General features: G+C 65.2%; 19 protein-coding genes and 2 riboswitches. Of the genes, 12 read left to right on the plus strand and 7 right to left on the minus strand.

Features of this window, described 5'->3' with window-relative positions; translation table 11 throughout:
- Positions 1-3: 3 nt before the first annotated feature.
- The 6 genes from motB to ald all read right to left on the minus strand — a co-directional run bounded on the left by motB (position 4) and on the right by ald (position 6818).
- On the minus strand, positions 4-918 hold the full coding sequence (gene motB, locus MY55_RS09330; protein ID WP_043572471.1) for a flagellar motor protein MotB: 915 nt from the start codon (positions 916-918) through the stop codon (positions 4-6).
- Between the two features lie 18 nt (positions 919-936).
- Positions 937-1794, minus strand: coding sequence for a flagellar motor stator protein MotA (motA, locus tag MY55_RS09335; protein ID WP_043572474.1), 858 nt, complete (start codon positions 1792-1794; stop codon positions 937-939).
- A gap of 174 nt (positions 1795-1968) precedes the next feature.
- Positions 1969-3348, minus strand: coding sequence for an aspartate aminotransferase family protein (locus MY55_RS09340; protein ID WP_043572477.1), 1380 nt, complete (start codon positions 3346-3348; stop codon positions 1969-1971).
- 124 nt (positions 3349-3472) lie between these two features.
- A complete protein-coding gene (locus MY55_RS09345) occupies positions 3473-4807 on the minus strand; it encodes a glutamine synthetase family protein (protein ID WP_043572479.1) in 1335 nt (444 codons plus the stop codon).
- Positions 4808-4921: 114 nt separating this feature from the next.
- The gene (locus MY55_RS09350) at positions 4922-5674 is read right to left on the minus strand and encodes a gamma-glutamyl-gamma-aminobutyrate hydrolase family protein (RefSeq protein ID WP_047249453.1); all 753 of its coding nucleotides are present in this window, start codon (positions 5672-5674) and stop codon (positions 4922-4924) included.
- 19 nt (positions 5675-5693) lie between these two features.
- Entirely contained in the window at positions 5694-6818 is a 1125-nt protein-coding gene (gene ald, locus MY55_RS09355) for an alanine dehydrogenase (RefSeq protein ID WP_043572483.1), read from the minus strand.
- A 212-nt stretch (positions 6819-7030) separates the two neighbouring features.
- Here ald and MY55_RS09360 point away from each other — a divergent pair, with 212 nt between their 5' ends.
- The 6 genes from MY55_RS09360 to MY55_RS09385 all read left to right on the plus strand — a co-directional run bounded on the left by MY55_RS09360 (position 7031) and on the right by MY55_RS09385 (position 12283).
- Positions 7031-7576: a cupin domain-containing protein gene (locus tag MY55_RS09360; protein WP_043572485.1), complete on the plus strand. Its 546-nt coding sequence runs from the start codon at positions 7031-7033 to the stop codon at positions 7574-7576.
- Between the two features lie 25 nt (positions 7577-7601).
- Positions 7602-7994 carry a VOC family protein gene (locus tag MY55_RS09365; protein ID WP_065202291.1) on the plus strand — a complete coding sequence of 131 codons (393 nt, stop codon included), beginning with the start codon at positions 7602-7604 and terminating at the stop codon, positions 7992-7994.
- A gap of 47 nt (positions 7995-8041) precedes the next feature.
- Positions 8042-9532: an aldehyde dehydrogenase gene (locus tag MY55_RS09370; RefSeq protein WP_065202292.1), complete on the plus strand. Its 1491-nt coding sequence runs from the start codon at positions 8042-8044 to the stop codon at positions 9530-9532.
- A gap of 203 nt (positions 9533-9735) precedes the next feature.
- Positions 9736-10542, plus strand: coding sequence for a substrate-binding periplasmic protein (locus tag MY55_RS09375; RefSeq protein WP_157889282.1), 807 nt, complete (start codon positions 9736-9738; stop codon positions 10540-10542).
- A 108-nt stretch (positions 10543-10650) separates the two neighbouring features.
- Entirely contained in the window at positions 10651-11448 is a 798-nt protein-coding gene (locus MY55_RS09380) for a substrate-binding periplasmic protein (protein ID WP_043572498.1), read from the plus strand.
- A gap of 40 nt (positions 11449-11488) precedes the next feature.
- Positions 11489-12283: a substrate-binding periplasmic protein gene (locus tag MY55_RS09385; RefSeq protein ID WP_080509638.1), complete on the plus strand. Its 795-nt coding sequence runs from the start codon at positions 11489-11491 to the stop codon at positions 12281-12283.
- Between the two features lie 70 nt (positions 12284-12353).
- On the opposite strand, the gene MY55_RS09390 is transcribed toward MY55_RS09385, so the two are convergent.
- The gene (locus tag MY55_RS09390) at positions 12354-12962 is read right to left on the minus strand and encodes an FMN-dependent NADH-azoreductase (protein WP_043572505.1); all 609 of its coding nucleotides are present in this window, start codon (positions 12960-12962) and stop codon (positions 12354-12356) included.
- A 108-nt stretch (positions 12963-13070) separates the two neighbouring features.
- Here MY55_RS09390 and MY55_RS09395 point away from each other — a divergent pair, with 108 nt between their 5' ends.
- From MY55_RS09395 to MY55_RS09420, 6 genes are all read left to right on the plus strand, one after another.
- Complete coding sequence (locus tag MY55_RS09395; protein WP_047237259.1) at positions 13071-14012, plus strand: LysR substrate-binding domain-containing protein; 942 nt, start codon at positions 13071-13073, stop codon at positions 14010-14012.
- A gap of 43 nt (positions 14013-14055) precedes the next feature.
- Positions 14056-14601 (plus strand): GNAT family N-acetyltransferase, encoded by a 546-nt coding sequence (locus tag MY55_RS09400; protein ID WP_099049628.1) that lies wholly within the window; start codon positions 14056-14058, stop codon positions 14599-14601.
- Positions 14602-14736: 135 nt separating this feature from the next.
- Complete coding sequence (locus MY55_RS09405) at positions 14737-17208, plus strand: DUF3141 domain-containing protein (RefSeq protein ID WP_065202295.1); 2472 nt, start codon at positions 14737-14739, stop codon at positions 17206-17208.
- 69 nt (positions 17209-17277) lie between these two features.
- Positions 17278-17364: riboswitch (glycine riboswitch) on the plus strand.
- A 4-nt stretch (positions 17365-17368) separates the two neighbouring features.
- A riboswitch (glycine riboswitch) is annotated at positions 17369-17466 on the plus strand.
- A 157-nt stretch (positions 17467-17623) separates the two neighbouring features.
- Entirely contained in the window at positions 17624-18238 is a 615-nt protein-coding gene (locus MY55_RS09410) for a trimeric intracellular cation channel family protein (RefSeq protein ID WP_047243218.1), read from the plus strand.
- 152 nt (positions 18239-18390) lie between these two features.
- Positions 18391-19071, plus strand: coding sequence for a TIGR02117 family protein (locus tag MY55_RS09415; RefSeq protein WP_065202296.1), 681 nt, complete (start codon positions 18391-18393; stop codon positions 19069-19071).
- Between the two features lie 173 nt (positions 19072-19244).
- A partial coding sequence (locus MY55_RS09420; RefSeq protein ID WP_157889283.1) for a hypothetical protein occupies positions 19245-19496 on the plus strand: 252 nt, incomplete at its 3' end.

The following is a 19496-nucleotide window of genomic DNA, read 5'->3' on the forward strand; positions in this document are numbered from 1 at the left end:
GCGTCACGGATTGCCGGCCGGCGCGGCGTCCTGGCCGCCGCCTGGGCCGCCGATCACTTCCTGGTTCATCTGCGGCTTGAAGCCGTCGTTGAGGATGGACTGCTCGGCATCCTTGTTCAGCACCAGAATGGTGATGCGGCGGTTTTCCGGACTGAACACATCGCTCTTGATCAGCGGGTTGGCCGACGACAGCCCCACCACCCGCAAAATCTTGCTTTCGCTCAGGCCGCCGGCGATCAGCTCGCGGCGGGCTGTGTTGGCGCGGTCGGCCGACAGTTCCCAATTGCTATAGCCGCCCTGGCCGCCGGCGAAGGGCTTGGCGTCGGTATGGCCGGAGATGCTGATGCGGTTGGGCAACTGGTTCAAGTCGGGCGCCAGCTGCTGCAGCAGCACGCGGGTGTGCGGCAGCATGCGCGAGCTGCCGGAATCGAACATCGGCCGGTTCTGCTCGTCGACGATCTGGATTTTCAGGCCCTCCGGCGTCATTTCCAGCTTCAACTGGCTCTTGTACTGGTTCAGCAGCTCGCTGTGCTCGATGTTCTGCTGGATCTTCTGCTGCAGCTGGTCAAGCTTGGCCTGCTCCTGCTGCTTCTGCATGACGTCTTCCTTGCGCGCGCCGGCCTTGTTCACCTGGCCGGCCTGCTTGGTCAGGTCGTTGCCGCCGCCCTTGACCACCGAGGTGGCGTCGCCGGCGCCGGCGCCGCCGCTCAGCGCCACCTTCAGCGGGGTCTTGAAGTATTCGGAGATGCCGTTCAGCGTGCCTGCCGAGGCAGAGCCCAGCAGCCACATCAGCAGGAAGAATGCCATCATCGCCGTCACGAAGTCGGCATAGGCGATCTTCCAGGCGCCGCCATGATGGCCGTGGCCGCCTTTCTTGATGCGTTTGACGATAATGGGGCGTTGCGATTCGTCAGCCATGGTGATCTCCCGTCCGCCTTATTTCTTGGCCTGCTTGACGTGGTCTTCCAGTTCCTTGAACGAAGGACGGTCCATCGACGACAGCGCCTTGCGGCCGAACTCCACCGCCACCTGCGGCGCGTAGCCGTTCAGGCTGGCCAGCAGCGTCACCTTGATGGTCTGGTAGACCCGGGTGCCCTCGCCCAGCTTGTGCTCCAGAATGGTGCCCAGCGGGCCGACAAAACCATAGGCCAGCAAAATACCAAGGAAGGTGCCCACCAGCGCGTGGGCGATCAGCATGCCCAGCTCCGACGGCGGCGCGCCCACCGACTCCATGGTGTGCACCACGCCCATCACCGCGGCCACGATACCGAAGGCCGGCAGGCCGTCCGCCAGACCCTTCACCGCGCTGACCGGCACTTCGCCCTCATGGTGGTGGGTCTCGATTTCCACGTCCATCAGGTTTTCGATCTCGAAGGCGTTGAGGTTGCCGCCCACCATCAGCCGCAGATAGTCGCAAATGAATTCGACCACATGGTGGTCGTGCATCACCGACGGATATTTGGAGAACACCGGGCTGGCTTCCGGATTTTCGACGTCGGCCTCGATCGACATCAGGCCTTCCTTGCGCACCTTGGTCAGGATCTCGAACAGCAGCGAGAAAAGATCCATGTAGAAGGCCTTGCCGTACGGGCTGCCCTTGAATACCGTGGGCAGCGTCTTCATGGTGGCTTTCAGCGGCGCGCCGCCGTTGGCGACGACAAAGGCGCCGATGGCGGCGCCCGCGATCATCACCACTTCCAACGGTTGCATCAGGGCCGCGACATGCCCCCCTGCTGCGATGAAGCCCCCTAGCACCGAGCCTAGGATGATGAGATACCCGATTCCGACGAACATGCGTCAAGTCCTGTTTTGATGTTGCCCTATGCCGTTACTTGTATTACAGCATGCCTTTTTGCAATTCATTATAGAAATAATAGAAAAAGCGGGTGGAATTGTACCAACCCGCTTCATCAGCTGTAAAACTTGCTGAGGAGACAAAATTACCGCCTCCCCAGCCAGCATAGCCGCTTACACCAAGCCGCGCGCCTTGATCGTCTGCTCGAACTCCTCCAGGCAGCGCGACGCCACCGCCAGCATCTCGTCCACCTCGGACCGGCTGATCACCAGCGGCGGCGCCGACACGATATGGTCGCCGCAGGCGCGCATGATCAGGTTGTTGCGGAAGAAGATGTCGCGGCACAGCGTGCCGACCTCGCCGAAATCGGAGAACAGTTCGCGCGTGGCCTTGTTCTTCACCAGCGTGAAGGCCTGGATCAGGCCGACGCCGCGCACGTCGTCGACATGCTCGAAGCGGCTGAAGGTTTCGCGCCAGCGCTGCTGCATGTAAGGACCGATGTCGTCCTTGACGCGCTGGACGATGCCTTCGTCGCGCAGCGCCGTGACGTTGGCGTGCGCCACCGCCGCGCACACCGGGTGGCCTGAATAGGTGAAGCCGTGGTTGAAGTCGCCGCCCTCGATCAGCCCCTCCGCCACGCGCTGGCCGATGAACACCGCGCCTATCGGCAGATAGCCGGAAGACAGGCCCTTGGCGGTGGTGAAGATGTCGGGCTGAAAACCCAGCTGCTGATGGCCGAACCACTCGCCGGTGCGGCCGAAGCCGCAGATCACTTCGTCCGCCACCAGCAGCACGTCGTGCTTGCGGCAGATTCGCTCGATCTCCGGCCAGTAGGTGGCCGGCGGGATGATGACGCCGCCGGCGCCTTGGATCGGCTCGCCGACGAAGGCGGCGACCTTGTCGGCGCCGATTTCCAGGATTTTCTCCTCCAGCCAGCGCGCCGCCACCAGACCGAATTCGTCCGGCGTCATGTCCTTGCCGTGCTTGTACCACCACGGCTGCTCGATGTGCGCCATGCCGGGAATCGGCAGGTCGCCCTGCTCGTGCATGTATTTCATGCCGCCCAGGCTGGCGCCGCCGATGGTGGAGCCATGGTAGCCGTTCCAGCGGCCGATCAGCGTCTTCTTCTGCGGTTTGCCCTTCACGTCCCAGTAGCGGCGCACCATGCGTATCATGGTGTCCACCGATTCGGAGCCTGAGTTGGTGTAGAACACGCGCTCGAAGCCGGCAGGAGTCACCTCCGCCAGCAGGCTGGACAGCTCCACCACCGCCGGGTGGGTGGTCTTGAAGAAGGTATTGTAGAAAGGCAGCTCTTCCATCTGGCGGCGCGCCGCCTCGGCAAAATCATGGCGGCCATAGCCGACGTTGACACACCACAGGCCGGCCATGCCGTCGATGATCTTGTTGCCGTCCGAATCCCACAGGTACACCCCCTCGCCGCGCGTCATCACGCGCGCGCCCTGCTGGTTCAGCGATGCGGTATCGGTAAACGGATGCAGATGGTGGGCGGCATCCAGTTCGCGCCATTGGCTGGTGGTACGTTGCTTCTGCATAACACTTCCTTCCAGTTTTCTCCGACGGAGCGGGCCGCTGCCCGCCCCTCCTGCGCCTGCGGCGTCGATTTATTCGAATGTCCTGTCTGTCTCGGCGATTCTACCCGCGCGCGCGCTTCGCGCACTAGACGTGCAACAGCAGGAACTTGCGCTCCCACGGGCTGATCACGCGGAAATACTCGGAAAACTCTTTTTCCTTCATCGCCACGTACATCTTGACGAAGCGCGGCCCCAGCACTTCGGCGATCTCCTTGCAGCCGGCCAGTCGCTGCAGCGACTCCTCCGAACTATTGGGAAACTGGTAAGGCAGTTCGTAGGCGTCGGTCTGGCGCGGTTCGCTGGGCTGCAGCTTGTTCACCATGCCCAGGTAGCCGCAGGCCAGCGTGGCGGCCATCGCGATGTAGGGATTGACGTCCACGCCCGGCACCCGGTTTTCCACCCGGCGCGCGGCCGGCGACGAGTGCGGCACGCGCAGGCCGACGGTTCGGTTGTCGTAACCCCATTCGACGTTGGTCGGCGCCGCGGTGTAGCGAGACAAACGACGGAATGAGTTCACATAGGGGGCGAACAGCGGCATGGTCTGCGGAATGTATTTCTGCAGGCCGGCGATGAAGCCGAAAAAGATCTCAGACGGACTGCCGTCCTCGTTGGTGAACACGTTGCGGCCGGTGTTCTTGTCCACCAGGCTCTGGTGGATGTGCATGGCGCTGCCCGGTTCGTTTTCCATAGGCTTGGCCATGAAGGTGGCGTACATATTGTGGCGGAACGCCGCCTCGCGCACGGTGCGCTTGAACAGGAACACCTGGTCGGCCAGCTCCAGCGGATTGCCGTGCAGGAAGTTGATCTCCATCTGCGCGGTGCCGATTTCGTGGATCAGCGTGTCCACTTCCAGGTTCTGCGCGTGGCAGTAGTCGTAGATGTCCTCGAACAGAGGATCGAACTCGTTGACCGCGTCGATGGAATAGGAGCGGCGGCCGAATTCGGCCCGGCCGGTGCGGCCCACCGGCGCCGCCAGCGGAATGTCCGGGTCGGGATTGGGCGACAGCAGGTAGAACTCCATCTCCGGCGCCAGCACCGGCTCCAGGCCCATGTCGTCGAACAGCCGCAGCACGCGCTTGAGCACATTGCGCGGCGCCACGTCCACCGGCGTGCCGTCGGCGCGGCAGCAGTCGTAGATCAACTGCGCCGTAGGGTCCACCGCCCACGGCACGTAGCGCAGCGTGTTCGGATCGGGCTCCAGCACCATGTCCGGGTCGGTCAGGTCCAGCAGGCTGTCGTCGGGATAGTCGCCGGTGACGGTCTGGATCAGCACCGCCTCGGGCAGCCGCATTTCCGGGTCGGAGACGAACTTGTCCTTCGGCACGATCTTGCCGCGCGCCACGCCGGTCATGTCCGGCACGATGCACTCCACTTCGGTGATGCGATGCTCTCGCAGCCATTCATTGATCTGGTGATTCATAACGCTTCCTCAGTTGACTCCCCGGCCGCTGGATACGGCTCTGGATCGGGAGGTGCTTCTTTATGAGTCATCAAAACGCGCGCCGGGTTCACCGGCCGGCGCGCGGCACTGCCATCATCCCCGGGCAGCCCTCCTCGCGCGGCAGGCGTCGCCAAAGGCGCTGAAGATCGCCTGCGACAACGGATTTTCCCAATAGCGCCACTCCGGATGCCATTGCACCGCGAAGGCGAAAGCCCGCGCCTCGCGGATGCGATAGGCCTCCACCAGGCCGTCTTCGGCATGCGCTTCGGCGTCCAGCCCCGGCGCCAGCCGCTTGATGCCCTGCTGGTGCAGCGAGTTGACCCGCGCCTCGCGCTGGCCGGTCCAGCCCGCCAGCAGGCCGCCTTCGACGAAGCTGACGGCGTGCGAGGGCGCGTACATCTCGGCGACCTCCTCGCTGTCGGCCTCGCGATGGTCGTTCAGGCCGGGCTGCTCCTGCACGTGCTGGTGCAGTTCGCCGCCCAACGCCACGTTGATCTCCTGGAAGCCGCGGCAGATCCCCAGCAACGGCACGCCCTCCTCCAGCAGCAGCCGGATCAGCGGCAGCGTGGTGGCGTCGCGCTGCGGATCGTGCAACGTGCCCTGCCGGCTGGCCGGCCCGCCATAATGATGCGGCTCCACATTGGACGGCGAACCCGGCAGCAATACGCCGTCGAGCAGCGCCACCGTGGCGCGCAGCAGCTTCTCGTCGCCCAGCGACGGAATCAGCAGCGGCAGGCCGCCCGCGCCGCCGGCCGCCGCGGCGATGTATTTGTCGCCCACCGCGTGAAACGGCAGCTTGCCTATCATTTTCACGTCGCTGGGTATGCCGATGATCGCTTGCTGCATGGTGTGCTGCGCTCCTCTTTCAGCTGGCGGCCTTGATGGCCTCGATGGGGTCGACATAGGCGTAGCCCAGATCCTTCGCCACCGCCTGGTGGGTGACGCGGCCGCGGCAGATGTTCAGGCCGTTGCGCAAGTGGGCGTTGTCCAACAGGGCCTGGCGCCAGCCCTTGTTGGCCAGCTCCAGCATGTACGGCAGCGTGGCGTTGGTCAGCGCCTGGGTGGAAGTGCGCGCCACGCCGCCCGGCATATTGGCCACGCAATAATGGACGATGCCGTCGACGGTGTAGATCGGGTCCTGGTGGGTGGTCGGCCGGCTGGTCTCGAAACAGCCGCCCTGATCTATCGCCACATCCACCAGCACCGCGCCCGGCTTCATGGTTTTCAGCATCGCGCGCGTCACCAGCTTGGGCGCCGCCGCGCCGGGAATCAGCACCGCGCCTATCACCAGGTCGGCCTCGCGTATGCTTTCGTCGATATTGGCGCTGTTGGACATCAGCGTCTTGATGCGGCCGCCGAACACCATGTCTATCTCTTTCAGACGGGTCAGCGACTTATCCAGGATGGTGATGTCTGCGCCGGCGCCCATCGCCATCCGCGCGGCGTTCAGGCCCACCACGCCGCCGCCTATCACCACCACCTTGGCCGGGGCCACGCCCGGCACGCCGCCCAACAGCACGCCGCGGCCGCCCTGCGCCTTCTCCAGCGCGTGGGCGCCGGCCTGGATCGCCATGCGGCCGGCCACTTCCGACATCGGCGCCAACAGCGGCAGGCCGCCGCGCTCGTCGGTGACGGTTTCATAGGCGACGGCGATGGCGTCGGACTCGGCCAGCAGCTTGGTCTGCTCCGGATCCGGCGCCAGGTGCAGATAGGTGAACAGCACCTGGCCGGGGCGCAGCAGCCGGCACTCCACCGGCTGCGGCTCCTTCACCTTGACTATCATCTCGGCCCGCTCGAACACTTCTTCCGCATTGGAGGCGATGGACGCCCCCGCCTGGATGTACTGCTCGTCGGTAAAGCCTATGGCCAGGCCGGCCTGGGTCTGCACCAGTACCTTGTGTCCGTTCGCCACCAGCTCGCGGACGCCGGACGGGGTCAGGCCCACCCGGTACTCGTGGTTTTTGATCTCCTTCGGAACGCCGATCAGCATAGTCGCCTCCATCTGGTTCTGTTCATGGGCAAGCAAACAACATGCGTTTAAGAAAATTCACATTGCGCTTGCTCCTTCCAGCTGATTCTGACTATAAACCCTCATCCTTGCAAAGATAATCGATTTTGCGACGCAGCAAGCACAATGACGCTTCCACGCGGTACAATGCCTCAAATGTCTAAAATTATTAACATATTGATGGAGCAGGAAGAATGGACGTCGGCGCACGGTTGAGAATGGTCAGGACACGGTTCGGCTTGTCGCAAAGAGAGCTGGCCAAGCGCGCGGGCGTCACCAACGGCACCATCTCGCTGATCGAGCAGAACCGGGTAAGCCCTTCGGTCAGTTCCCTCAAGAAAGTGCTGGAAGGGCTGCCGATCACGCTGGCAGAATTCTTCACTTTCGACGCCGAGCCGTCGCAGCCGCGGGTGTTCTACCAGGCGGACGAGCTGCCCAATCTCGGCAACGAGGACATCAACCTGATGCTGGTGGGCACCAGCCACGACAAGCGCGACATCGCCATCCTGCGCGAACGCTACCTGCCCGGCGCCGATACCGGCCCGGACATGCTGGTGCACGATGGCCAGGAAGGCGGCGTCATCATCCGCGGCAGCATAGAGGTGACAGTGGGCAATGAAAGCCGCGTGCTGGGGCCGGGCGACGCCTATTACTTCGACAGCAAGTTGCCGCACCGCTTCCGCAACGTCGGCGACGACATCTGCGAAATGGTGAGCGCCAGCTCGCCGCCCACATTCTGATGCGCAGCAATCAACGGAGAGCTCCATGAAGCTGGGTTACACCATCGTTTACGTGCCGGATGTCGCCGCCTCGCTGCGTTTCTTCGCCCAGGCTTTCGGCTTGAAGCAGAAATGCCTGCACGAATCCGGCGCTTACGGCGAGCTCGACACCGGAGACACTGTCCTGTCCTTCGCCAGCCACGAACTGGCGGCGATGAATCTTCCCGCCGGCCACGTGCGCGCCAGCGATTCGACGCAGCCGCTGGGCATGGAAATCGGCCTGGTCACCGAACAGGTGGAGGCCGCGCACCGGCGGGCGCTGGAATGCGGCGCGCAGGAATTGGCAGCCCCGGCGCGCAAGCCGTGGGGGCAGACGGTGTCCTACTTGCGCAGCCCGGACGGCGCGCTGATCGAACTGTGCAGTCCCCTTTCCGCCTGAAATCCGCACCGCAACCGCAAAGCAGCACCACACAAGAGGAGAAAACCATGTCCCGCAGTACGCATGCCGACTGGAAACAACTTGCTGCAGAACTGAAAATCGAGGGCCGCGCCTTCATCGACGGCGCCTACCGGCATGCCGACGACGAACGCCGCTTCGATTGCGTCAACCCGGCCACCGGCGCCAAGCTGGCCGACATCGCCCACTGCGGCGAAGCCGACGTCAACAAAGCGGTCAAGGCCGCGCGCCGGGCGTTCGAATCCGGCGTCTGGTCCGGCCTGCCGCCGATCAAGCGCGGCGGCATTCTCAAGCGCTTCGCCGCGCTGATCCGCGAACACGCCGACGAACTGGCGCTGCTGGAAACGCTGGACGCCGGCAAACCGATCGGCGACACCACCAGCGTCGACGTGCCGGCCGCCGCCCATTGCGTGGAATGGTATGCCGAATCGATAGACAAGATAGGCGGCGAAGTGGCGCCGGTCGATCCCAAGCTCGTTGGCCTGGTGACGCGCGAGCCGGTAGGCGTGGTGGCCGCGGTGGTGCCGTGGAACTTCCCCATTCTGATGGCCAGCTGGAAATTCGGCCCGGCGCTGGCCGCCGGCAACGCGGTCATCGTCAAGCCGTCGGAAAAGTCGCCGCTCACCGCCATCCGCGTGGCGGCGCTGGCCAAGGAGGCCGGCATTCCCGACGGCATCTTCCAGGTATTGCCCGGCCCCGGCGAAGTCGGCAAGGCGCTGGCCCTGCACATGGGCGTCGATTGCGTCGCCTTCACCGGCTCCACCGCGGTAGGCAAGCTGATCGCCGGCTACGCCGCCCAGTCCAACCTGAAGCGCGTATGGCTGGAATTGGGCGGCAAGTCGCCCAACATCATCTTGTCCGACTGCCCGGATCTCGCGCAGGCGGCCCGCAGCGCGGCCGGCGCCATCTTCTACAATATGGGCGAAGTCTGCACCGCCGGTTCGCGCGTGCTGGTCCACAGCGCCATCAAGGAACGCTTCCTCGCCGAACTGCAGGCCGCCGCCGCCCGCTACTATCCGGGCGACCCGCTCGACCCGGCCACCAGCATGGGAGCCATCGTCGACGGCATCCAGCACAAGAAAGTACTCGGTTATATCGACAAAGGCGTGAGCGAAGGCGCCAGCCTGCTATTGGGCGGCAAGGCCGCGCATGCCGACAAGGGCCTGTTCATCGAGCCGACCGTGTTCGACTGCCCGCGCCCCGATCTCGCCATCTGCCGCGAGGAAATCTTCGGGCCGGTGCTGTCGGTGATCACCTTCGACGATGTCGAGGAAGCCATCCGCATCGCCAACGACACCGAATACGGCCTGGCCGCCGCCGTGTGGACCGCCAATGTCAGCACCGCCCATCAGGTTTCGCGCCGGCTGCGCGCCGGCACCGTCTGGGTGAACTGCTATGACGAAGGCGGCGACATGAACTTCCCCTTCGGCGGCTACAAGCAATCGGGCAACGGCCGCGACAAGTCCTTGCACGCTCTGGAGAAATACACCGAGCTGAAAAGCACGCTGATCAAGCTGTAAACCCTCTGCGCCGGCCTGGCACCGCCTGGGCCGGCGCGTTTCCCCTCCGCCTCCCCCTCCGCCGCGCATTCTGAACTCACCCACCCAGCCTGTCTTTGCCCTCTTCGCCCGCAAAGCCGCCGCGCGCCGCGCGCCAGCCGGAGCTAGCAGCCGCCGACAGCCCGGCTATGATTGAAATCAAAGACTTCCGGATATTTCCCCGCATGCAGCGAATCTACCGACTTGCCGTAGTCGGCCTGCTTTGGCTCACCCCCCTTGCCCAGGCAGCTGACAGCAGCCCCGCCTGCCCTTCCGGGCCGCTCAGAGTGGGATTTTACGAGTATGGCTTGGCTTACCGCGCCGGACGCGGCTACGACGTTGACCTGATACGCGAATTGGCGCGCCGCCTGCATTGCCCCATCGCCAGCGAGAGCGTGTTTCCCTGGATCCGCACCCTCAAGATGCTGGAAATCGGCGAAGTGGACATCGCCACCTCCGCCACCCCCACTCCGGACCGTCTGCAATACGCGTGGATCTACACCTACAAGCACAGCAAGAGCATGGTATTGCTGCGCACCGAGGTTCAAGCCCGCACCCTGGCGGCCCTGCCGGACGACCCCAAGCTGCGCTGGGGCGTGATCCGCGGCTGGAAGTTCAGCCCGATGCAGGACCAGTTGCTGGCTGACCTGGCCAAACGCAACAAGATCGTGCCGGCCGTCGATGAGGACGATTTGTACAAGATGCTGGCCGACGGCGTGATCACCGGCGCGCTAGCCCACCCGACCAGCTACGACGACTGGCTCAGAAACCCGCGCATCCGCAACCAGGTGGTCGTGCTGGATCTGTTTCCGGATGTCGAGGCGACCGCGGGCGGCGTGGCGCTCAGCAAAAAGCGCTTCCCGGAAGCGTCGGCCGAACTATGGCATGCGGAGTTGAAAAAGATGTCCCGCGACGGGACCTTGCGCGACATCTTCCGCCGCTTCCTCAGCGAGGAAACCGCGGACTACCTGCTGCGTTCGCCCGTTCCCTGACGCAGCGTGCCGCGCGGCGCAACAAACGCGCGCGCCGCCAAGGGGTGGAAACGGCTTCCGCGCCGACGGAACATGAGATGAATCCACGAGAGGGAGGAAATACACCAAATGCGGCGAAACATCTGCCTCGCGCTTGCCCTGCTCTTCGCCACCGTCTGCCAGGCCGCGCCCAATCCAGCCTGTCCCAACGGGCCGCTGCGAGTCGGGTTTTACAAATTCGGCGCGGCTTACCGCATGGGCCAGGGCTACGACGTGGACATGGTGCGCGAACTGGCGCGCCGGCTGCATTGCCAGATCGCCTCGGAGACCGAGCTGCCGCGGCTGCGCGCGCTGAAAATGCTGGCCAGCGGCCAGATAGACATCGGCACCTCCACCCTGGCCACGCCGGACCGGCTGGCTTACGCCTGGATCTACCCCTACAACCACACCAAGAACATGGTGCTGCTGCACCCCTCCCTCAAGGAACGCACGCTGCCCGACCTGCTGAACGATCCGGCTCTGCGCTGGGGCATGGTGCGCGGCTATCGCCACAGTCCGGAGCAGGACCAATTCCTGGGGCAGCTGGACGCGCAGCGCCGGCTGGTAGTGGCCGACGACGAAGACGATCTGTACCGGATGCTGAACGACGGAATCGTGACCGCGGCCTTCGCCCTGCCGGGCAGCTATGGCCGCTGGCTGCGCGACCCGCTGCTCGCCAAGCGCATCGCCGTGCTGGACCTGTTCCCGGCCAGCACGCCCATCGCCAGCGGCATGGCGCTGAGCAAGGTGCGTTTCAGCCGGCAAGCGGCCGAGCGCTGGCATCAGGAACTGCTGAAAATGGACCAGGACGGCAGCCTGCTCGGCATATTGCGGCGCTACATCAGCGACGGCGCCGCCAAGCAAATGATGCAGTTGCCGCTAGACTGAATGCAGCGGCCCCAGCGGCCATCGATTGCGGAGTGCGCAGATGAAATGGTTGGCAGCCTGCCTATTGGCGCTTTGCCTGGCGGCCGCGCGGGCGGCGCCCAACCCGGCCTGCCCGCAAGGCGCGCTCGCCATCGCCTATTACGACTTCGGCATCGCCTACCGCCAGGGCAAGGGCTACGACCCCGAAATCATCCATGAGCTGGCCAGGCGGCTGAACTGCCCGATCCAGAGCGAAACCGACTACCCCAGGCTGCGCGTGCTCAAGCTGCTGGAAATCGGCCAGGCCGATATCGGCACGTCCACGCTGATCACCCCGGAGCGCCAGCGCTATCTATGGCTGCTCCCCTACCACCACAGCAAGAACATGGTGCTGCTGCACCGCGGCGTGCAGGCCAACTCCCTGGCCGAGCTGCTGAAGCTGCCCGACCTGCGCTGGGGCATGGTGCGCGGCTACCGGCACAGTCCGGCGCAGCAGAAAATGCTGGACGAGCTGACGCTGCAGCACAAAGTGGTCGTCGCGGAGAACGAGGACGACCTGTACAAAATGGTATGCAACGGCGTCGTTTCCGCGGCCTTCGGCCACACCGTCAGCTACGACCCGTGGCTGCAAAACCATCAGGCCCAGCAGCAGGTGACGGTGCATGACTTCTTCCCGGACAGCGAGATCATCGCCGGCGGCATCGCGCTGAGCAAGGCCCGCTTCAGCCAGGGCGCCGCCGAGCTGTGGAGCGAGGAAGTGCGCCGCATGCTGCGCGACGGCTCGATGCGCGCGATCATGCGCCGCCACCTGAGCCCCGCCGCCGTCGAGCAACTGTTCAAACAGCCGCTGGAATAGCCAACGCCGGATGGCCGCGAAAAAGCCCGGCAGCGCGCCGGGCTTTTCATTCATCCGAGCTGGGCGGGAATCACAGCGCCAGCTTGGCGATGGCTTCCTTGGCCAGGTGGATTGAGGTGGCGCGCTTGTCCGGGCCCATGCCGATCGCTTCGGCGCGGACGATTTCCACGTCGGTCACACCCAGGAAGCCCAGCACCTTCACCAGGAAGTCTTCCTGGAAATCCATCAGGCTGCCTTGCTCGCCGCTGTGCACGCCGCCGCGGCCGGAAACCACTACCACTTTCTTGTTCGGCACCAGGCCGACCGGGCCGTTTTCGGTGTACTTGAAGGTGCGGCCGGCCGCGGCTACGCGGTCGATCCAGCTCTTCAACTGCGTCGGGATAGAGAAGTTGTACATCGGCGCGCCGATCACCAGCACGTCGGCGGCGAAGAATTCTTCAATCAGCTGGTCGGTCAGCGCCGCTTCGCTGCGCTGCAGCTCGGTCCAATCAGCTTCGGCGGTGAAGCGGGCGCCGACGATTTCACCGGACAGGTGGGCGATCGGGTTGGCCGCCAGGTCGCGGTAGGTGGTTTCCACCTTGTCATGGCGCTGGCGCAGGGTGTTGGCCACCACGGCGGACAGTTCGCGGGTGACGGAATTGTCGGCCAGGATGCTGGAATCGAGATGGAGCAGTTTCATTTGGAGGTCTTTCCGTGTCGGGTGGGAATGAGTGCATGATAGGCATGCGCAACAATCCGCACTAGACTGCTAAAATTGGAAACATTGTTCCACCAATGAGACAATCCCATGCATGATCTGAACGACCTCATGTACTTCGCCAAGGTGGTGGAGCATGGCGGCTTCATGGCCGCCGGCCGCGCGCTGGGCATCCCCAAGTCGCGGCTGTCGCGGCGGGTGGCCGAACTGGAACAGCGGCTGGGCGCGCGCCTGCTGCAGCGCACCACCCGCCGGCTGGCGCTGACCGAGATCGGCAGCCAGTACTATCAGCACTGCCAGGCCATGCTGGCCGAGGCCGAAGCCGCCCATGAGGCCATCCTGCAAAGCAGCGCCGAGCCGCGCGGGCTGATACGGGTAAGCTGCCCGGAGTTGCTGGCCAAAACCATGCTCAGCGCGGTGCTGCCGCGCTTTCTGGCGCTGCATCCGCAGGTGCGGGTGGCGCTGGACTCCACCAACCGCCGGGTAGACCTGATAGAAGAAAGCGTGGATGTCGCGCTGCGGGTGCGCAACGTGATAGACGACAGCGCCAGCCTAGTGGTGCGCCGGCTGGGCAAGAGCCGCTTCATCCTGGTGGCCAGCCCGGACTTCATCCGCCAGCATGGCGAGCCGCAGGCCCCGGAGCGGCTGGCGGCGCTGCCGGCGCTGAGCATGAGCCGGCCCGACGGCCGCGGCCAATGGACGCTGCTGGACAACATCGGCCAGAGCTACACCATCCACCTGGATACGCCCCGGCTGATGACCGACGACATGATAGTCCTGCTGGAGGCCGCCATCGCCGGCGTCGGCGTCGCCGCGCTGCCGGCCAACGTCTGCCACCAGGCGCTGGCGGACGGCAGACTCAGGCACATCCTGCCGCAATACGACTTTCCCTGGGGCATCCTGCACGCCGCCTTTCCCACCCGCCGCGGCCTGTCGCCGGCGGTGCGCGCCTTTCTCGACTTCATCGCCCAGGAGCTGATCAGCGACGAGATGGCGGGCGACTGGGGGCGCAGCGACATTCGCCCGGCATGACTATTGCTTTGGCAGAATGGTGTTCATTCCATTCCGCTCCGCCATGTTCACCATCCGTCCACTGACCGAAACCGACTCCATCGACGCCCTCACCGCCCTGCTGCACCGCGCCTACGCGCAGTTGGGCGCGATGGGACTGTCCTATACCGCGGTGAGCCAGAGCGCCGAGGTGACCCGCCGCCGCATCGCCGGCGGCCACTGCCTGCTGGCCTGGCACCGCGACGAGCTGATAGGCACCGTCACGGTGCATCATCCGCTGCCGGCTTCGTCCTGCCCGCAGTTTCGCCAGCCGGATGGCGCGGTGCTGGTGCAGCTGGCGGTGGCGCCGGACTGCCAAGGACTGGGCCTGGGCGAGCGGCTGATCGCCGCCGCCGAAGCCTGGGCGCAAGCGCAGGGCTATCGCGCCATCCGGCTGGATACCGCCGTGGAAGCCCACCACCTGGTCAGCCGTTATCTCAGGCGCGGCTACCGCATGGAAGCGCCGTTGCAATGGCCGGACAAGCCCTACCGCAGCGTGGTGATGGAAAAACGCCTGGAACCGATGGCCGGCGCGGACACTCCTAACCGCTATTGCACTGCAACAGAATGATGGCCGCGCGCCACAAGTGTCCGCCCCCGCCATCCGCTTTTATTGCATTGCAGCAACAAGCGAGTACAGTGGCGTCCATGGCTCAGTCATGGGCCGCCGCGTCCGTCTCCATCTTTTCCAAAGCAAGGGGTTGCAATGTGGTCAGCTACTGCAGTTCAAGGCGGGACACTCCCGTTCGCACAACCGCTGTTTGATTACTGGCTCGATGCCTGCCAGCGCGGCGTCCTGTACTGGGACACGCTGTACCGGCGCGGCGCCACCTATCTGGAGCATTGCGAAAGCGGCAAGCCGCCGGTGCTGGTGTTCGATTACCGCATCATCCTGGACGGGCGCGAATTGCCCGACCCGGCCAATTACGCGCTGGCCGCCATCGAGCCGCCGCCCAGCTGTCCGCCCACCGACCCCGCCAAGCGCCCCTTCGTCGTGATAGACCCGCGCGCCGGCCATGGCCCGGGCATAGGCGGCTTCAAGATGGACAGCGAAATCGGCATAGCCCTGCAACAGGGCCACCCCTGCTACTTCGTGATGTTCTTCCCGCAGCCGGTGCCCGGCCAGACCATAGAAAGCGTCAGCAAGGCCGAAGGCGTCTTCCTCAAGCGCGTCAACGAGCTGCACCCCGATAGCGACGGCAAGCCCTTCGTCATCGGCAACTGCCAGGGCGGCTGGGCGCTGGCCATGCTGGCGTCGGTGGCGCCGGACCTGGTCGGCCCCATCCTGCTGGCCGGATCGCCCTTATCCTACTGGGCCGGCGTGCGCGGCAAGAACCCGATGCGCTACGCCGGCGGGCTGAACGGCGGCACCTGGACCGCATCGCTGGCCGGCGACCTCGGCAACGGCCGCTTCGACGGCGCGCATCTGGTCAGCAACTTCGAGAAGCTGGACCCAGCCAATACCTTATGGAAGAAGTCCTACAACCTCTATTCCAAAGTGGACACCGAACCGCAGCGCTACCTGGATTTCGAGCGCTGGTGGGGCGGCCATTACCTGCTGAACAAGGCGGAAATGGAATGGATCACCCAGAAGCTGTTCGTCGGCAACGATCTGGTGCACGGCAAAATCGCCAGCCATGACGGCAAGCTGCGGGTGGACATGCGCAACATCCGCTCTCCCATCGTGGTGTTCGCCTCCTGGGGCGACAACATCACGCCGCCGCAGCAGGCGCTGAACTGGGTGGCCGACCTCTACGACAACGTGGAAGACATCCGCAACAACGAACAGACAATCGTCTACTGCCTGCACAACAAGGTGGGCCACCTCGGCATCTTCGTCTCCGCCGGCGTCGCCAACAAGGAGCACAGCGAATTCGCCAGCGCGCTGGACCTGATAGACGTGCTGGCGCCGGGCCTGTACGAAGCCGTCATCGAAGACATCGCGCCCGACGCGCCGGGACAGGAATACATCGAAGGCCGCTACATCATCCGCTTCGAAGCGCGCGACGTATCCGACATCCTGGCGCTGGACGACGGCCGCGACGACGAGCACGCCTTCGAAGTGGTGAAGCGGGTATCGGAAATCAACCAGGGCCTGTATGACCGCTTCGCCTCGCCGCTGCTGCGCGCCGCCGGCAACGAAGCCGGCGCCCGCCTGCTGCGCGAGTTGCACCCCGCCCGCCTGGAACGCACGCTGATCTCGCCGAAAAACCCCTGGCTGTGGTGGCTGCCCGGCCTCGCCGCCCAGGTGCGCGAACAGCGCCGCCCGGCGCCCCTGGACAATCCGCTGTGGCAATGGCAGGAACAGCTGTCCGGCTTCATCGGCCAATCGCTGGATCATTACCGCGACCTGCGCGACGCCGCCCAGGAACAGCTGTTCCGCGCCATCTACGAATCGCCGCAGCTGGCGACGCTGGTCGGCGTGCAGCCGGCAAGCGAGCCGCGCCGGCATGCGCTTGCCTGGGAAAGCCGCGAACTGGCGCGCCTGAAGCGCGAGGCGCTGGCCCCCAGCTTCGAGCAAGGCACGCTGGCCGACGGCTTTGTGCGGCTGTTGCTCTATGTCAGCATCGGCATGGGCGTGGTGGATGAGCGGCCGTTCAACGCCATCCGCCGCGTGATGCGCGACGTCAGGCACGAATACCCGCTGACGCTGATGCAGTTGAAGGACATCGTCCGCCACCAGGTGGCGCTGGTGCGGCTGGACGCGCCGCGCGCGCTGAACGGCCTGGCGGCGCTGCTGCCCGACGCGCATCGCCGCCGCCAAGCCTGGACGCTGGCGCGCGACCTGCTGACACTCAACGGCCCGATCCCGGCCGAGCACCAGGCGCGGCTGGACGAAGTGGCCAGGACGCTGCAATTGGACATGCCCGCCGCCCCTGGCCATCCGACTGCGCCGTCCATTCTGCCCCAACTGGAAACGGCAGCCGCGCCGGCGGAAATCAAGGCCGAGAAAGCCAGCGCCTCCGCGTTGCAGCCCAAACCGGCGCCCGCGCGCAAACCCGCGGCAAAACCCGCCGCGGAAGCCGCCCCGGCCGCCAAACCCGCCCAGGCCGAGGCAAAACCCGCCGCCGCGCGCGCGCGCAAATCTCCCGCCAAAGCCAACGGCCAAGCCCCCGCCGCCGCGCCGGCCAAAACCGCCAAGACAGCCACGCCGGCCAAGCGCCCAGGCAAGGCCTGATCCGGCAACCGGGGCGCGAAAGCGCCCCGGTTCTGACATTGACTATTCCAATAGCAAAAGCTAATATTGCGTCTCTCTGCGGGAGAGAGGGGCCATGCCCCCGCCGAAGACGCAAGCTCCCATAATCGCTCAGGCAAGCCGTACCGCAGTGTTTCATTGATTCAAGCCGATTGGAGAGAGGCTGCCCCGAGCAGCCCACCGAAGGGGCAAGTGGCCGCAAGCCACGCAACTCTCAGGTAAAAGGACAAGGGGAGAGGCTGTTCCGTAGCCCGGAATCCACCCAGGAGTCTGCCTTGTCCCGCTCTCAGTCCAGCGGCGCCCCCGGCGTTTGCCGATGGCCCGCCCGCACGTCATCCCCCATTCCTCCGTTGCCGGCTCGTCCGGCGTTATTGCCGCAACCTCGCAAGACACCATCATGCTGACCCTGATCTACCTGATCGCCATCACCGCCGAGGCGATGACCGGCGCGCTGGCGGCCGGCCGCCGCCACATGGACATTTTTGGCGTAAGCGTCATCGCCTTCCTCACCGCCCTGGGCGGCGGCACCGTGCGCGACATCGTGCTGGGCCGCTACCCGATAGGCTGGACCCAGCACCCGGAATACGTGTTGCTGGTGGTGGCCGGCGGCATCGCCGCGGTGCTGGCCGCGCGCTTCATGCGCCATCTGAACCGCCTGTTCCTGGTGCTGGACGCGCTGGGCCTGGTGGCCTTCACCATCATCGGCTGCGATGTGGCGCTGGGCATGCACTACCATCCGGTGATAGTGGCGATGGCCGGCATGATCACCGGCATCGCCGGCGGCATCCTGCGCGACGTGCTGTGCAACCGCGTGCCCATCGTGTTTCGCCGCGAGCTGTACGCCAGCGTGTCGCTGCTGGTGGCCATGCTCTACATGGGCCTCAACCAGCTGAACCTGCCGCACGACTATAATATCGCCGCCAGCTTCGCCTTCGGCCTGGCCTTGCGCCTGACCGCGCTGTGGCGCGAATGGCAGCTGCCGGTATTCGCCTACCGGCACGATCACCACTAAGCCGCCGACGCCCCGCTGCCGCGGGGCGTTTCGCTTGATCGGCGCGCCTCATGCTTGAAGCCACCCCGCCGGGATGCCATGATCAGCCCCTTTGCTGACTCGCCGGCCCAGACCCCGCCTCCCACATGCGTCCACCCCCACTCCGCCCAACCATGCCCCTCCGCCGCCTCGCCATCCGCGCGCTGGCCGGACTATTGGCCCTGCCCGCCGCATACCTTCTGGCAGCCCTGCTGGCCGGCCTGCTGCCAGTCAACAAGGGCTGGCAAGCGCCGGCAGACGGCATCGCCGTGTATCTGCAGGACAGCAATGGCGTGCATACCAGCCTGGCGCTGCCGGTACAGACGCCGCAACAAGACTGGAACGCGCTATTCTCTCCGCGCCAAACTCAGCGGCCCGAGCTGTCCGCCGCGCAGCCGTACCTCGCCATCGGCTGGGGCAGCCGCACCTTTTTCCTGCGCACCCGCAGCTGGGCCGACCTGACTGCCGGCAATGCCATCGCCGCGCTGGCCTCGGACGCCAGCGTGCTGCACGTCGAATATCTGCCCAAGCCGGCAGAGGACGCCGATACCCGGAAAATCCTGCTCACGCCCGGCCAGTACGCGAAACTGGCGGCATTCATCCGGCAAAGCGCCGCGGCCGGCGCCGATGGCAAACCGCTTTGGCTGACGAATGAGCGCTATGATGGCAACGATGCCTTCTATCAGGCCCATGGCCGCTACACCCCGTTCGTCACCTGCAACCAGTGGACCCGCAACGCGCTGGCCGCCGCCGGCGTGCGCACTGCCTTATGGTCGCCGTTCACCCGGCCCTTGTTCTGGCGCCTTCATGGCTGAGCCAATCCCATCCGCACAGGAAAAATGGCAACCACCTGTCCTTTTGTTCAGGTGAAACCGCCATTCTCCTACCCTCGGTTGCAACACAAGCTCCCCACCCTTTAAAATGCCGGCTTCCGCTTAATAGCCAATCCATACCCTCTTCCGAGGGTATTTTTGCGTTTGTCATCGCCATGAACCTTAGCGCCCTCCTCGCCAGCTTCGCCTCCGCCTTCACCCAGGACCGCCGCCAGCTCACCCTGCAACTGGGCGACGGCCATGTCGCGGCCGAGCAGCTGCTGCCGCAAAGCCTGGACGGCGAGGAAGGCGTGTCCCGGCCCTATCGCTTCACCCTGACCTGCCTGTCGCCCGACGGCGCCATCGAACTCAAGACCCTGCTCGGCCAATCCGCCCGCCTCGGCATCGCCGACGCCGCCGGCGGCGAA

Origin of the sequence: Chromobacterium subtsugae (assembly GCF_001676875.1) — a bacterium.
GTDB lineage: Bacteria > Pseudomonadota > Gammaproteobacteria > Burkholderiales > Chromobacteriaceae > Chromobacterium > Chromobacterium subtsugae.